At 68.6% G+C, this 14,053-nt stretch carries 14 protein-coding genes and 1 pseudogene; 13 read left to right on the top strand and 2 right to left on the bottom strand.

Translation table 11 applies throughout. The features are described from left to right. Positions 1-327: pseudogene (locus tag ASD35_RS24000) on the bottom strand (flagellin FliC); the annotation flags it as partial. Between the two features lie 433 nt (positions 328-760). On the opposite strand from ASD35_RS24000, the gene ASD35_RS23995 reads away from it, so the two are divergent. The 9 genes from ASD35_RS23995 (at position 761) to ASD35_RS23955 (ending at position 7,372) form a co-directional block, all read left to right on the top strand. After that, on the top strand, positions 761-1,243 hold the full coding sequence (locus ASD35_RS23995; RefSeq protein WP_056877411.1) for a hypothetical protein: 483 nt from the start codon (positions 761-763) through the stop codon (positions 1,241-1,243). Positions 1,244-1,461: 218 nt separating this feature from the next. Next, positions 1,462-1,782: a flagellar transcriptional regulator FlhD gene (gene flhD, locus ASD35_RS23990; RefSeq protein ID WP_056877410.1), complete on the top strand. Its 321-nt coding sequence runs from the start codon at positions 1,462-1,464 to the stop codon at positions 1,780-1,782. A 48-nt stretch (positions 1,783-1,830) separates the two neighbouring features. Further along, complete coding sequence (gene flhC / locus ASD35_RS23985; protein WP_056877409.1) at positions 1,831-2,367, top strand: flagellar transcriptional regulator FlhC; 537 nt, start codon at positions 1,831-1,833, stop codon at positions 2,365-2,367. A gap of 55 nt (positions 2,368-2,422) precedes the next feature. Beyond that, positions 2,423-3,484 carry a glycosyltransferase family 2 protein gene (locus ASD35_RS23980; protein WP_056877408.1) on the top strand — a complete coding sequence of 354 codons (1,062 nt, stop codon included), beginning with the start codon at positions 2,423-2,425 and terminating at the stop codon, positions 3,482-3,484. Continuing rightward, positions 3,478-4,233 (top strand): trans-aconitate 2-methyltransferase, encoded by a 756-nt coding sequence (locus ASD35_RS23975; protein ID WP_235538437.1) that lies wholly within the window; start codon positions 3,478-3,480, stop codon positions 4,231-4,233. The genes ASD35_RS23980 and ASD35_RS23975 overlap by 7 nt, the downstream gene beginning before the upstream one ends. Positions 4,234-4,323: 90 nt before the next feature. Continuing rightward, entirely contained in the window at positions 4,324-5,181 is an 858-nt protein-coding gene (motA, locus tag ASD35_RS23970) for a flagellar motor stator protein MotA (protein ID WP_056877407.1), read from the top strand. 93 nt (positions 5,182-5,274) lie between these two features. Further along, positions 5,275-6,270 (top strand): flagellar motor protein MotB, encoded by a 996-nt coding sequence (gene motB / locus ASD35_RS23965; protein WP_082580392.1) that lies wholly within the window; start codon positions 5,275-5,277, stop codon positions 6,268-6,270. Positions 6,271-6,325: 55 nt separating this feature from the next. Further along, positions 6,326-6,718, top strand: coding sequence for a chemotaxis response regulator CheY (gene cheY / locus ASD35_RS23960; protein ID WP_056877406.1), 393 nt, complete (start codon positions 6,326-6,328; stop codon positions 6,716-6,718). 15 nt (positions 6,719-6,733) lie between these two features. Next, positions 6,734-7,372, top strand: a complete 639-nt coding sequence (locus tag ASD35_RS23955; RefSeq protein ID WP_082580391.1) for a protein phosphatase CheZ — start codon at positions 6,734-6,736, stop codon at positions 7,370-7,372. A gap of 42 nt (positions 7,373-7,414) precedes the next feature. On the opposite strand, the gene ASD35_RS23950 is transcribed toward ASD35_RS23955, so the two are convergent. After that, a complete protein-coding gene (locus ASD35_RS23950) occupies positions 7,415-8,155 on the bottom strand; it encodes an ABC transporter substrate-binding protein (RefSeq protein WP_082580390.1) in 741 nt (246 codons plus the stop codon). A gap of 179 nt (positions 8,156-8,334) precedes the next feature. Here ASD35_RS23950 and flhB point away from each other — a divergent pair, with 179 nt between their 5' ends. From flhB to ASD35_RS23930, 4 genes are read left to right on the top strand one after another with little or no spacing between them, the layout of a single operon-like run. Then, entirely contained in the window at positions 8,335-9,510 is a 1,176-nt protein-coding gene (gene flhB, locus ASD35_RS23945) for a flagellar biosynthesis protein FlhB (protein ID WP_056877404.1), read from the top strand. Then, positions 9,507-11,597, top strand: coding sequence for a flagellar biosynthesis protein FlhA (gene flhA / locus ASD35_RS23940; RefSeq protein ID WP_082580389.1), 2,091 nt, complete (start codon positions 9,507-9,509; stop codon positions 11,595-11,597). Before flhB ends, flhA begins: the two co-directional genes overlap by 4 nt. Next, the gene (flhF, locus tag ASD35_RS23935) at positions 11,594-13,249 is read left to right on the top strand and encodes a flagellar biosynthesis protein FlhF (RefSeq protein ID WP_056877402.1); all 1,656 of its coding nucleotides are present in this window, start codon (positions 11,594-11,596) and stop codon (positions 13,247-13,249) included. Before flhA ends, flhF begins: the two co-directional genes overlap by 4 nt. 11 nt (positions 13,250-13,260) lie before the next feature. Then, complete coding sequence (locus tag ASD35_RS23930) at positions 13,261-14,037, top strand: flagellar biosynthesis protein (protein WP_200956086.1); 777 nt, start codon at positions 13,261-13,263, stop codon at positions 14,035-14,037. Positions 14,038-14,053 lie beyond the last annotated feature (16 nt).

Raw genomic sequence — 14,053 nt, 5'->3', positions numbered from 1 at the left:
CTTGTCGGCCGTGGTGTTGGTGGCGTTGCGGGCCTGGACGGCCAGTTCACGCATGCGCTGCAGTGAGTCGCCGACCTTGCTCAGGCCGCCTTCGGCCGTCTGGGCCAGCGAGATGCCGTCGTTGGCGTTGCGCACGGCCACGTTCATGCCGCGCACCTGGGCGCTCATGCGCTCGGAGATCGCCAGGCCGGCGGCGTCGTCCTTGGCGGAGTTGACGCGCAGGCCCGAGGACAGGCGCTGCATCGCGACGGAAAGCGTCGCCTGGGAAGTTGCGGTGTTGCGCTGGGCGTTGAGCGACAGCAGGTTGGTATTGATGACCGAGGCCATGATGATTTCCTTTTGCTAGATATACCGGCAAGCCGGCGGACGAAGACTCGAGTGCCCGGGTGCGGCACCCGTGCTGCCTGCTCCGGCACACCGGCTGGTGCGCCTTTGCAGCGACGCCCGACGCCAGTCAACCTTTGAAGCCTGCGCCACTGCATGTGCAAGGGCGCCGGTCATTGGCCTTCTAGCCGGACCACGGAACCGAAGATCAGCACCGTTGCAATGGCTATCGGTGCGGCGCCCCTGTTTCTTTAGTACGTTTTGTCAAGGGCGTGATCTTTTGAATAAAGACCGTTGCAAATGGCTGTTCGTGGGATCGGCCGCCGGCCGGAAAAGCGCGCCGGATTCGCCGGGCTTTTCAACGGATCGACGCCGGGCGCGCTTCCTAAAGTGCAGCTCATCCCGGCCGAACCCTGCGCCGGACCGGAGCCCCGCGATGCGTGCCCAATCTCAAAGTGCCAAGACCACCCAGCGCACCCCGCGCGAAGGCCACCGTCCGGTCGCCGTGCCCAGCAACGATCCCAAGATGCTGCTGGCGCGCGCCCGCAATGCGGCGTTCGCCGAAGCGACCAAGGGCAACCTCGGCGGCGGCCTGGGCCTGCTGTACGACGCGCTGCAGGACGAGCCCATGAGCCACGACCTGCTGTCCGACATGGCGGCGCTGCTGCTGGCGGCCGGCAAGCTGGAGCATGCCGCTGCCTACGCCGAGCGGGCGCTGCAGGTCACCCCGCTGCACGGCCCCAGCCTCTATACGCTGGCCTTTTCGCTCTCCGGCCGCGGCGAGGTCGACCGCGCCATCGGCGTGCTGACGGAACTGCAGCATGGCCTGGGCCGCGACAGCCTGCAGGCGGAGGCGCCCGAACTCGTGCCCGTCGCCATGATCGAGCTGCAGCGCCTGAACCGCGTGCGCAACGGCTGATTCGCCAAGCATTTCACGCCCCGAGGCCCCGGCCAGCGCAAGCTGCCGGGGCCTTCGCTTTGCGCGCTGACGCCTCTGTAGGAATTTGGATGACAAGGGGTTCCGATCAGGGTGACGCCGCGCACGGAGGCCGCCTGATATCGCGAAATAAGCGGGGTCAACACAATCCGTTTCACTGATCCGCAACACCCCTCTACCTCTTCGAAACGGAAGCCGCCATGAACACCGAACAAATGCTCGCCGAGATCCGTGAAGCCAACCTGTCCTACCTGATGCTGGCCCAGAGCCTGATCCGTGCCGACCGCGAGCAGGCCCTGTACCGCCTGGGCATCAGCGAAGACACGGCCACGCTGATCGGCACGCTGAGCCCGGCGCAGATCATGAAGATCGCTTCCGGCAACACGCTGCTGTGCGCCTTCCGCATGAGCGACGACCTGGTGTGGGGCCTGTTGACCAACCACAGCAAGCCGGGTGCGAACGAGAGCGTCAGCCGCCTGCACGCCTCGATCCTGATGGCCGGCCGCCACGAGCACGCCTGATCCAACGTCCGCCGCTGCCTAAAACCTCACAGATTCCGAAAGCCCACCATGCGCGTCAAAAGCATCCTCACCGAAGCCAAGCAGATCGACCGTGCCGTTCAGCTGATTCACTTGGGTGCGCGCCTGCAGGTGCTGGAATCGGAAACCGACCTGTCCTACGAGCGCCTGCTGCGCCTCTATAAAGAAGTGAGCGGCAAGTCGCCGTCCAAGGGCCAGCTGCCCTTCTCGACCGACTGGTTCATGACCTGGCAGCCCAACATCCATGCCAGCCTGTTCCTGAACATCCACGAGTACCTGAACAAGGCTGCCGAGATGGACGAGATCGACACCGTCATCAAGGCGTACCAGCTGTATCAAGAGCAGACGCAGGCCCAGGGCCTGGAAGCCATGTTGTCCGTGACGCGTGCCTGGCGCCTGGTGAAGTTCGTCGATAACGGCATGCTGACGCTGACCAAGTGCTCCAAGTGCAACGGCCAGTTCGTCACCCACCCGCACGAGATGTCGCGCCACTTCGTGTGCGGCCTGTGCAACCCGCCGGCCCGCGCCGGCAAGGGCCGCGCCCAGGGTTCCATCCAGATGCACTGAGCCCCTTGTCGGCACCGCGACAGTTTTCTTGAGCGCGGCGACAGAATTGACGGCCATGAGTCCCGCCGCCCCGCTGCGCCTGGCCCTCGTCGTCATCGCACGCGACGAGGCGCACCACATGGCGCGCCTGCTCGACAGCGTGCGGCCCTGGGTGGACGAGATGCTGGTGCTGGACACCGGTTCGGCCGATGGCACCGCCGCCATCTCAGCGGCTCACGGCGCGCGGGTCGAGCACTTCGCCTGGTGTGACGATTTCGCCGCGGCGCGCAACCGCGCGCTCGATCTGGCCGGCGCCGACTGGCACCTCGTGCTCGACGCCGACGAATGGCTGATCGGCGGCGGCGACGCACTGCAGGCGCTGCGCACGACGCCGCCTGGCTTCGTCGGCGCGCTGGAGCTGCGCGACCGCTTCGACGTTTCATCCGGCATGCACGGCGAGGCCGTCGCCTGGCTCAGCCGCGTGCTGCCCGGCGGCGTGCGCTACGCCGGCCGTGTGCACGAGCAGCCCCAGCACGGCCTGCCGGTGCGTCGCCTGCCGCTGGTGGTCGGCCACGACGGCTACTTGGCCGAGCGCCTGGCGGCCAAGCGCGGCCGCAACCGCAGCCTGCTGGAGCAAGCCCTGGCCGAGACGCCGGGCGACGCCTACCTCTGGTATCAACTGGGCAAGGACTGCGCCGTCTACGACGAGCACCAGGCCGCCGAAGCCGCGTTTGAACGCGCCTGCGCGCTGCCCGCCGCCTGCGCGGCGCCGTGGTGGCTGGACCTGGTGTCGCGGCGGCTCTATGCCTTGAAATGCCTGGGTCGGCATGCCGACGCGATGGATTTTGCGCAGTCGCAAATGGAGGCTGGCGCCGAGTCGCCGGACTTCTTCTTCACGGTCGGCGACCTGCTGCTGGACCTGGCCGCCTCCCAGCCCCGGCAGGCCGCTGAGTTGTTGCCCATGATCGAGTCCGCCTGGCGGCGCTGCCTGGAGCTGGGCGAGCGGCCCGAGCAGGCCGGCGCCGTGGCCGGGCGGGGCAGCTACCTGGCCGCCCACAACCTGGCCCTCGTGCTGGAAGGCACCGGCCGCGACGCCGAGGCCGCCGCCTTGCGCGCCGCCCACCCCCGGCCGTGCTGAAGCGCTGGATCACCGCCTGGCCGCTGTCGGCGCTGCTGGTGTGGCTGGCGGCCTGGCTGACCCACACCGCGCTCCTCGGCCTGGGCCGGGAGGCCGCCGTTGCCGGTGCCGCGCTGGCGGGCGGGTTGCTGGCACTGTTCTATGAGCGCCGCTGGCGGCGGTTGATCGCGGCGCTGGGCTTTCCCGTGTCGGCGCTCGCGCTGGGCTGGCAGTCGGGCGCGCCCGCGCTGCTGTGGCTGCTGCCGCTGCTGCTGCTGTGGTGGCTCTACCCGCGGCGCAGTTGGAGCGAGGCGCCGCTGTTCCCGACGCCGCGCGGCGCGCTCGAGCGACTGCCCGGGTTGGCGCCGCTGCCGCCGGGCGCCCGGGTGTTGGACGCCGGCTGCGGTGTCGGCGACGGGCTGCGTGAATTGCTGCACGCCTATCCCCAGGCCCGCATCGAGGGCGTCGAATGGAGCCGGCCGTTGGCCTGGCTGGCCCGCTGGCGCGCCCGCGGCGCCGTCGTGCGGCAAGGCGACCTCTGGGCCGACGACTGGGCGCCGTTCGCGCTCGTCTATGTCTTTCAGCGGCCTGAGTCCATGCCGCGCGTCTGGGCCAAGGCCTGCGCCGAGATGACCCCACAGGGTTGGCTGGCCAGCCTTGATTTCGCCGTGCCCGACGTGGCGCCGGTGGCGAGCTGGCAGCTGCCGGGCGGCCAGTTCGTGTGGCTTTACCGCCCTGGGCGGTATGCGGCGTCAAAGCCTGCCAATTGATGCTTTCACACCGGGTTCAGCGCGGCATACTTTCTCAAGCCCCCCGGCATCGGGCCGATATGGCCTGAACACCTCCCAACTCCACACCGCATGTTTGTCATCATCGGCTGGGCCGTCTCCATGGTCTGCATCTTCGGCGTGTTCATCGCTCACGGCGGGAACATTGGCGTCATCCTGCACGCCTTGCCGTTCGAGATGATCACCATCTTTGGTGCGGCCATCGGCGCCTTCCTGGCCAACAACCAGATGAAGGTCGTCAAGGCCACGGCCAAGGGCCTGGGCCTGTGCTTCAAGGGCAGCAAGTACAGCAAGGCCCGCTACATGGAGCTGCTGGCCCTGATGTACGACATCCTGCAGAAGGCGCGCAAGGAAGGCCTGATGTCCATCGAAAAGGACGTCGAGGACCCCCACAACAGCCCGCTGTTCCAGAAATACGCGACCGTGGGCAACGACCACCACGTCACCGAATTCATCACCGACTACCTGCGCATGATGGTGTCGGGCAACCTGAACGCCCACGAGATCGAATCGCTGATGGACAGCGAGATCGAGACCCACCACCAGGAAGAGCACGCCGCCGTGGCCGCGCTGCAGCGCCTGGCGGGCGGCCTGCCGGCTTTCGGTATCGTGGCCGCGGTGCTGGGCGTGGTGAACACCATGGGCTCGGTCGGCCAGCCGCCGGCGGTGCTGGGCGGCATGATCGGCTCGGCGCTGGTCGGCACCTTTCTCGGCATCCTGCTGGCCTATGGCTTCGCCGAACCGCTGGCGGGGCTGCTGGAGCAGAAGGTCGAGGACGGCGGCAAGGAATTCCAGTGCATCAAGACCACGCTGCTGGCCAGCATGCAGGGCTACGCCCCGCAGGTGGCCATCGAATTCGGCCGCAAGGTGCTGTTCTCCGGCGACCGCCCGAGCTTCACCGAGCTCGAAGGTCACGTGAAAAAGAAATGACCTGCCTCGTCTTGGTCAGCCAGCCGGCGACAGCCGGCGGCGCTCCTCGTGCGGCAGCCGTCGAACCGGCTTTGCATCGGAGGGAGGGCTTGAATGGCTGGTGATGCCAAAAAGCTCCAGCCCATCATCATCAAGAAGGTGAAGAAGGGCGGCCACGCGGCGCACGGCGGCGCGTGGAAGATCGCCTACGCCGACTTCGTCACGGCCATGATGGCCTTCTTCCTGCTGATGTGGCTGCTCGGCTCCACGACCGAGGGCGACAAGAAAGGCATCGCCGACTTCTTCCAGTCGCCGCTGAAGGTCGCCATGCTTGGCGGCTCGGGCTCGGGCGATTCGTCCAGCGTCATCCGTGGCGGTGGCAAGGACCTCACGCGCGAGACCGGCCAGGTCAAGGAAGGCGAAAGCGCCGCCAAGCGCGCCAGCTACACGCTGCGCGCGCTGAAGGAAGAGCAGCGCAAGGCGGAGAAGTCGCGGCTGGAGCAGCTCAAGACCAAGGTCGAGAACGTGCTGGCCGAGAACCCCAAGCTCGCCGCTCTGGGCGGCCAGATCCGCCTGGACATGACCAAGGAAGGCCTGCGCATCCAGATCGTCGACGAGGGCAACCGGCCGATGTTCGACAGCGGCAGCGCCGTCGTGAAGCCCTACATGCGCGAGCTGCTGCGCGAACTCGGCAGCGTGCTGACCGAGGTGCCCAACCGCCTGACGGTCGAGGGCCATACCGACGCCCAGCCGTTTTCGGCCGGCGACAAGGGCTACAGCAACTGGGAGCTGTCGGCCGACCGCGCGAACGCCTCGCGGCGCGAGCTGGTGGCGGGCGGCCTGTCGGAGGCCCGCATGCTGCGCGTGCAGGGGCTGGCGGCCAGCAAGCTGCTCGATGCGAAAGACCCCAACGGTGCGCTGAACCGGCGCATCAGCATCATCGTGATGAACCGCGACGCCGAGGACGCGGTGCTGAAGAACCTGCCCGACGAGCCCGACGCCGATGCACCGGCCACCGATGGGACCACGCAAGTGCCGCCCACCGGCGTCACGAATGTGCCGGGCACCGGAAAAATGCCGCAAACTGAAGCGTCGGCGCCCGTTCGCTAGAAACTAGACTGCGGGCTGACCTGAAATCCCGCCTGCCCCCCGAGAGAGGATCGCCATGAGCGCTGACATGAAATTCCTGGTTGTCGACGACTTCTCCACCATGCGCCGCATCGTTCGCGGCCTGCTCAAGGAGATCGGCTACAACAACTGCGAAGAGGCCGAAGACGGCGTCGAAGCGCTGAGCATGCTGAAGGGCGCCAAGTTCGACTTCGTCGTCAGCGACATCAACATGCCCAACATGACGGGCTTCCAGTTGCTGAAGGCCATCAAGGAAGACCCCAACCTCAAGCACCTGCCGGTGCTGATGGTCACCGCCGAGGCGCGCAAGGAGGACATCGTCCTGGCCGCCCAGTCCGGTGCCGCGGGCTACATCGTCAAGCCTTTCACCAAGGCGACGCTGGAGGAGAAAGTCCTCAAGATCATGCAGAAGCTGGCCGCTGCGGCCTGACCCGGGAGCACAGCCATGTCGATGGAACAGTTGGCCAAGCTGGCCGCCGGCAACACCGATCCGTTGCTCGTGTCGCCCGAGGTCTTCCAGCAGCTCGGCACCATCACCCGCGTGCTGCATGACACCATGCAGCAGCTCGGCGTGATGCCCAAGCTGCAGCTGGCGACGGACGGCCTGCCCGATGCGCGCAGCCGCCTGAGCTACATCGCCACCAAGACGGCGGCCGCCGCCGAGAAGGTGCTGAACTCGGTCGACGCCGCCAAGGCGGACCATGCCGAGATCTCGGCCGCGACGCGCGCGATGGCCGCCGCCATCGTGGCCGACCCGGTCAAGGCCGTCGCCAGCGGCATGGTGATGAACTTCGTCAAGGAGGTCGAAAGCCGCACTCAGCGCATCGACGGCCACCTGACCGACATCATGATGGCCCAGGACTTCCACGACCTCACCGGTCAGGTCGTCGCCAAGGTCGTCACGCTGGCCAACGACCTGGAAGACAGCCTCGTCAAGCTGCTGGTGCAAGTCGTGCCGCCGGAGCAGCGCGAGAAGGTCGACCCCAGCATCCTGCAGGGCCCGGTCGTGAACCCGACCGGCCGCACCGATGTGGTGGCGGACCAGGGCGAAGTCGACGACCTGCTGGCCAGCCTCGGCTTCTGAGCGTCAGCGCCTCGACAGGGCCGGCCGCTGGGCCGGCCTTTTTCATTCCGCCTGCGCTTCTGGCACCAGTTCCCGTATGGCCTGGTTGAGCTTGTCCATGGTCTGCGGCGTCACCTGCTGCGAGCAGGCCAGGTGGCGCAGCTCGCCGCGCGGCATGTCGGTGAACTCCATGCGCACCAGCGGCAGCGGCGCGAACTCCGGGTCCTTGCGCAGCCAGCCGAGGTCCTCCTCGTCGATGAGCATGTAGTCGACCCGGCGCGCGGCCACCATGCGGGCCAGCTGCAGCGGCGTCAGCTGCGCGCGTACGGCCGGCTTCGCGGCCGTGGCGATGTACTGGTCGAGCTGCTGGCCGTAGGACACGCCGTCCAGCACGCCGGACTGCAGCGTCGCATCCGCGAACAGCTGCGACACCCGCGGCAGTGCGCGGATCTGCGCGACCGCGGCGGCATGGGCCAGCACGACGTGCGGCTTGTCACGGTGGATGGGCAGGGAGAAGCGGGCGAAGGCTTCGCGCTCGGGGTTCTTGTACAGGCCCGGTGAGCACAGCGGCGCCTGGTTGGCCTGCAGGTGCTGCAGCGTGCGGCGTATGGGCACTTCGGCGTAGCGCGCGTCGATGCCGGCGCGCTTGAGCAGCCGGGCCGTGCGCTCCATGAGGAAGCCGGCCGGCTTGCCGCCCTCGGTGTAGCTGTAGGGCGGCTTGTCGCGGTACTCGATGGCCAGCGGCGGCTGGGCCAGGGCCATGCCGGCGCAGCAAGAAGCCATCAGGAGGAGCAGGCGACGCATGGGCTGAGATTAGCCGCAGGCATGCGCCGCCGGCCAGTGCTGCGGCGGCAATCCTGCACACATGGCGGCAGTGCTGCGGCAGGGCGATGAACAGACGGCCAACCACCCCGCTTTTCTCGCTCAAGTTTGGGGAGCCACCTCGAACAATCCGGTCCAAGCCCTGATGGGGCACCCACGCCATGGCCAACCAAGACGCACAAGACCGCAACCTACCCGCCTCGCCCAAGAAGATCCAACGATCGCGGGCGGATGGCCAGGTGCCGCGTTCACGCGACCTGCCGCATTTCGCGATGATGGCCGCGGGCGGCGCGGCACTGGCCGTGGGTGGGCCGCAGATGATCGAGAAGCTGCGCCAGACGCTGGTCACCGGCTTGCACTTCGACGCCAGCCTGCTGGCGCGCCCGGGTTTCATGGGCGAGCGCCTGGCCGAGATGACGCTGGCCTTCGCCCTGGTCGCCGGCCCGATCGCCGCGCTGCTGATGGTGGTTGGCATCGCCAGCAACCTGGCCAGCGGCGGCTGGAACTGGACGATGAAGCCGCTGGTGCCCAAGTTCACCCACCTCAACCCGCTGACCGGCCTGGGCCGGCTGTTCACGGGCCAGGGCCTGGGCACGGCGCTCAAGGCGGTGCTGCTGGCGCTGGTGCTGGGCGTCATTGGCGCCCTGGTGCTGAAGGACCGGCTGGCGGCCTACGTCAGCATCATGTCCGTGCCGCTGCCCTCGGCCCTGGCCTATGCAGGCCAGCAGCTGATGGGCGCGCTGGGCCTGCTGGCCGTCGCGCTGGCGGTGTTTGCCGCCATCGACGTGCCGCTGCAGCGCCAGCTGTGGTTGCGCCGCCTGCGCATGAGCCGCGAAGAGGCCAAGCAGGAGATGAAGGAAGTCGAGGGCAACGTCGAGGTCAAGGCCAAGATGCGCGCCATCATGCGCGAGATGACCAAGCGCCGCATGCTGGCCGCCGTGCCGCAGGCCGACCTGGTGGTCATGAACCCGACCCACTATGCCGTCGCCCTCAAGTACGAGGAAGGCAAGATGGCCGCGCCCAAGGTCGTGGCCAAGGGCGCCGACCTGCTGGCCATGAAGATCCGCGACCTGGCCAAGGAGGGCAAGGTGCCGGTGCTGCAGCAGCCGGTGCTGGCCCGCGCGCTCTACGCCCATGCCAAGGTCGACCAAGAGATCCCCGCCGCGCTGTTCGGCGCCGTGGCCCAGGTGCTGGCCTACGTCTACCAGCTGCGCGCCGCGATGGCGTCGCGCCACGTGGCCCGGCCCGATGTGCCGCACCCCCACGTGCCGCCCGAACTCGATCCGCACAACAAGCCGGGCTGGCAGCCCGAGCCTGACGAGGACTTCGCCGAATGAATCCGTTGATGCACAAGCTGCAGAGCCTGCTGGGCCCGCGCGCCGGCGTCATCGCCGCCCTGGGCGCGCCGATCGCCGTGCTGCTGGTACTGGCCATGATGGTGCTGCCGCTGCCGCCGTTTGCGCTGGACCTGCTGTTCACGTTCAACATCGCGATGGCGGTGATGGTGACGATGGTCGCGGCCAACATGATCCGGCCGCTGGACTTCGCGGCCTTCCCGACCGTGCTGCTTCTCACGACGTTGATGCGCCTGTCGCTGAACGTCGCGTCTACGCGCGTGGTGCTGCTGGAAGGCCACACCGGCACGGGTGCTGCAGGCAAGGTCATCGAGGCGTTCGGCCACTTCCTGATCGGCGGCAACTTCGCGGTCGGCCTGATCGTGTTCGCGATCCTGGTGGTCATCAACTTCATCGTCGTCACCAAGGGCGCGGAGCGCATCGCCGAAGTCGGCGCGCGCTTCACCTTGGACGCCATGCCCGGCAAGCAGATGGCGGTGGACGCCGACCTGAACGCCGGCCTCATCAACGAGGCGGAGGCCAAGCGCCGCCGCGCCGAGCTGGGCGACGAGGCCGACTTCTTCGGCTCCATGGACGGTGCCAGCAAGTTCGTGCGCGGCGACGCGGTGGCGGGCATGCTGATCCTGGCGATCAACATCGTGGGCGGCTTCATCATCGGCGTGGCGCAACACGGCCTCTCGGCCAGCCAGGCCGCCAACAGTTACATCCTGCTGGCCGTGGGTGACGCGCTGGTGGCGCAGATCCCGGCGCTGCTGATCTCGGTCGCAGCGGCCATGGTGGTGTCGCGCGTGGGCACGGACAAGGCCATCGGCAGCCAGATCGGCAAGCAGGTGTTCGGCTCGGCCAAGAGTATCGCCATCACGGCCGGCGTCATCGGCGCCCTGGGCCTGATCCCTGGCATGCCGCACGTCGTCTTCCTGTTGATCGCCGCCGGCCTGGGCTACCTGGCCTACTGGCTGCGCAGCAAGGAACAGGCCGCGGAAGCCGCCAAGGCCGTGAAACCCATCATGCCCAGCAGCGAAGGCGCGGGCGAGGCGAGCTGGGAAGACCTGGTGCCGGTGGACACGCTGGGCCTGGAGGTCGGCTACCGCCTCATCACGCTGGTCGACAAGAGCAAGGAAGGCGACCTGCTCTCGCGCATCAAGGGCGTGCGCCGCAAGTTCGCGCAGGAGGTCGGCTTCCTGCCACCGCCGGTGCACATCCGCGACAACCTGGAGCTGCGCCCCAGCCAGTACCGCCTGTCGCTGCGCGGCGCGGTCGTCGGCGAGGCCGAGGCCTTCCCCGGCATGTGGCTGGCGATCAACCCGGGCCATGCGACGCAGAAGCTCATCGGCACCGCCACCACCGACCCCGCCTTCGGCCTGCCGGCGGTGTGGATCGAGGATCGGCAGCGGGAGATGGCCCAAATGAGCGGGTTTACGGTCGTTGATTGCTCGACCGTCGTGGCCACCCATCTCTCACACTTGATGCAAGTACACGCGGCCAAGCTCCTGGGCCGCGTGGAGACGCAAGCCCTGGTGGAACACCTCACCAAGCAGGCGCCCCAATTGATCGAAGACGTGATTCCGAAAATGGTCAGCATCGCCACACTGCAACGCGTTCTCCAGCTGCTGCTGGAGGAGGGCGTGCACGTCCGCGACATGCGCTCCATCGTCGAATGCCTGGCCGAGCACGCCCCGACGGCGACCGACCCGTCAGAGCTCGCCCGCCGCATCCGCATGCACATCGCCCCGGCCATCGTGCAGCAGATCTACGGCAGCGTGAAGGAGCTCGACGTCATTGCGCTGGAGCCCGAGCTCGAGCGCCTCGTCACGCAAGCCTTGAATTCGCCGCACGGCGCCGCGCTGGACCCGGGTGTCGCCGACACCCTGGCCCGCAGCGCCGCCGAGACGGCACAGAAGCAGGAAGACCGCGGCGTGCCCGCGGCGCTGCTGGTTCCCGACCTGATCCGCGCCCCCATGGCCCGCCTGCTCAAGCGCGCCGCGCCGCGCCTGAAGGTGCTCGGCCACAGCGAGATCCCTGAGACCCACACCATCCGCATCGGCTCCATCATTGGAGGTACAGCATGAACGTTCGCAAATTCACCGCCCGCACATCGCGCGAGGCCCTGGCGCTCGTCAAGCAGGCTTTCGGCGCCGACGCGGTCGTGCTGTCCAACAAGAACGTGCCGGAAGGCGTGGAAGTGCTGGCCATGGCACCGGAAGGCATGGGCCAGATCGAGCAGATGGCCGCCACCGCACCGCGCGCCGCGGCCCGCCCGCAGCCGCCGGCCCAGCCGCAACCGCCGCAACAGCCCCAGCGCGCGCCCTTTGCCGACCGTGCCCGCCAGGAGCCCAGCTTCGGTGCGCCCGAAGTGCAGGGTGACGTCGAGCAGCTGGCCATGAGCACGCTGAGCTTCCAGGACTATGTGCGCGAGCGCGTGCTGCGCCGCCGCCAGGCCGAGCTGACCGGCCAGCCCGACCCGGTCGTCGCACCGGCGTCGGCCCTGCCGCAGCGCCAGCAGCCGCCCGCCGCATCGCTGGACGCCGCCCGCGCCCAGCGCGAACAGCGCGCCGCCCAAGCCATGGCCGCGCTGGCGCCGAAGCGCGCTTCGCATCAGGCTCAGGCGCCCGCTCAGCCCCAGGCCCGGCCGGTGCCGCCGGTGCTGCGCGACGAGATCCGCATTCCCACCGCCACCGCGCAGTCGCGTGCCGTGCCCCAGCTCGGCGACATCGGCGCGGTCGAGCCGCAGCCCCTGCCGGGCCAGCCCACGCAAGTGCAGCGCAGCCAGATGGACATGGCCGCCGAGCTGCGCCAGATGCGCGGCCTGATCGAAGAGCGCTTCTCGTCGCTGGCCTTCATGGAAAAGCTGCAGCGCCAGCCCGTGCAGGCACGCCTGACGCAGAAGCTGCTGGAACTGGGCTTCTCGCCCGCGCTGGTGCGCAAGCTGGCCGAGAGCTGCCCGTCCGATTTCCGCGGCGGCGAAGTGGCTGACGAAACCGCCTGGGCCGCCCACGTGCTGTCGCGCAACCTGCAGACCGACGAGGCCGCCCCGGCCATCGAGGACCGCGGCGGCGTGTTCGCGCTGATCGGCTCCACCGGCGTCGGCAAGACCACGACGACCGCCAAGCTGGCCGCCCACTTCGCCACCAAGTACGGCGCCGGGCAACTGGGCCTGATCACGCTGGACGCCTACCGCATCGGCGCCCACGAGCAGCTGCGCGCCTACGGCCGCATCCTTGGCGTGCCCGTGCACACAGCGCATGACCGCGCCTCGCTGGACGACCTGCTGGACCTGCTGTCCAACAAGAAGCTGGTGCTGATCGACACCGCCGGCATGGCCCAGCGCGACAGCCGCACGCAGGAGCTGCTGGAGATGCTGGCCCACCCCAGCATCAAGAAGCTGCTCGTCATCAACGCCGCCCAGCAGGGCGAGACCATCGAGGACGTCGTCAATGCCTGGAAGGGTGCGGCCTGCGAAGGCGTGGTGCTCAGCAAGATCGACGAAGCCGTCAAGCTGGCCCCGGCGCTGGACACGCTGATCCGCCACAAGCTCAAGGTGCTGGGCGTGGCCAACGGCCAGCGCGTGCCGGAAGACTGGCACCGCCTGCCCAGCGTGGGCCTCGTGCAGCGCGCGCTCAAGGGCGCGGCCTCCGGCGCCTGGCGCATGGACAACACGGATGTGAACCTCATCTTCGCCGGCGCACCGCTGGCCGATGGTGGTCTGCGGGCCGTCCACTGAAGCGGGGCGCGATGCTAGACCAAGCCCACGGCCTGCGCCGCCTCTTCGCCGCCTCCAAGACCCGCTTCGTGCCGGTCGTCAGCAACCCGCGCGTCATGGGCGCCGGTGTGCTGCTGGAAGGCCTGTGCGCCGCCTTCGCGGAGCTGAACCTGCAGACGCTGGTGGTCGACGCTGGCGAGCATTCGCCGCAGCCGTCCGAGCTGGCGCAGGTCGACCTGTCCAACTGCATCGAGCGCCTGTCGCCCAAGGTCTCGTACCTGGCCGCGCGCGGCCTGCCGCTGCGGCATATCAACGCCAATGGCTCGGCCGCCGCCTTCCTGGACGCCGTGGCAGCCGCCGCGCCCGAGGCCGATGTCATCCTGCTGCACGCGCCGGCGGCCGAGCTGGCCCGTGTCGTCGCCCAGCGCGAGGTGCGCCCGCTGCTGCTCGCCGACACCGACCCGCACAGCGTCACCGAAGCCTACGCAGGCATGAAATGGCTCACCCAACGGGCCGGCCTGATGGTCTACAGTCTGCTCATGGCCTGCCACCCCCAGCTGCGCGTGGCCACCCGCATCGCGCAACAGCTTCACTCCTGCGCCGACGGCTTCCTCGGCGCGGTATTGCGCGACTGGGCCTGCCTGGACCCGCGGGCCAACCCGCATGCGCCGCTCCCTCCCGAGCTACGCCACCTGGCCCGTGAGCTGCTGCTCGCCGCTCCCCCGGGTGCGGCCCTCGATGCAGCCTCTGACGCGACCCCGCTGCGCCCGGCGCGCGTGGTGCCCTCACCGTTCCACGCAGCACACTGAACTGTCGGAGTTCACG

Origin of the sequence: Pelomonas sp. Root1444 (genome assembly GCF_001426885.1) — a bacterium.
GTDB lineage: Bacteria > Pseudomonadota > Gammaproteobacteria > Burkholderiales > Burkholderiaceae_C > Pelomonas.
This window is presented reverse-complemented; position numbering and strand designations above follow the sequence as displayed.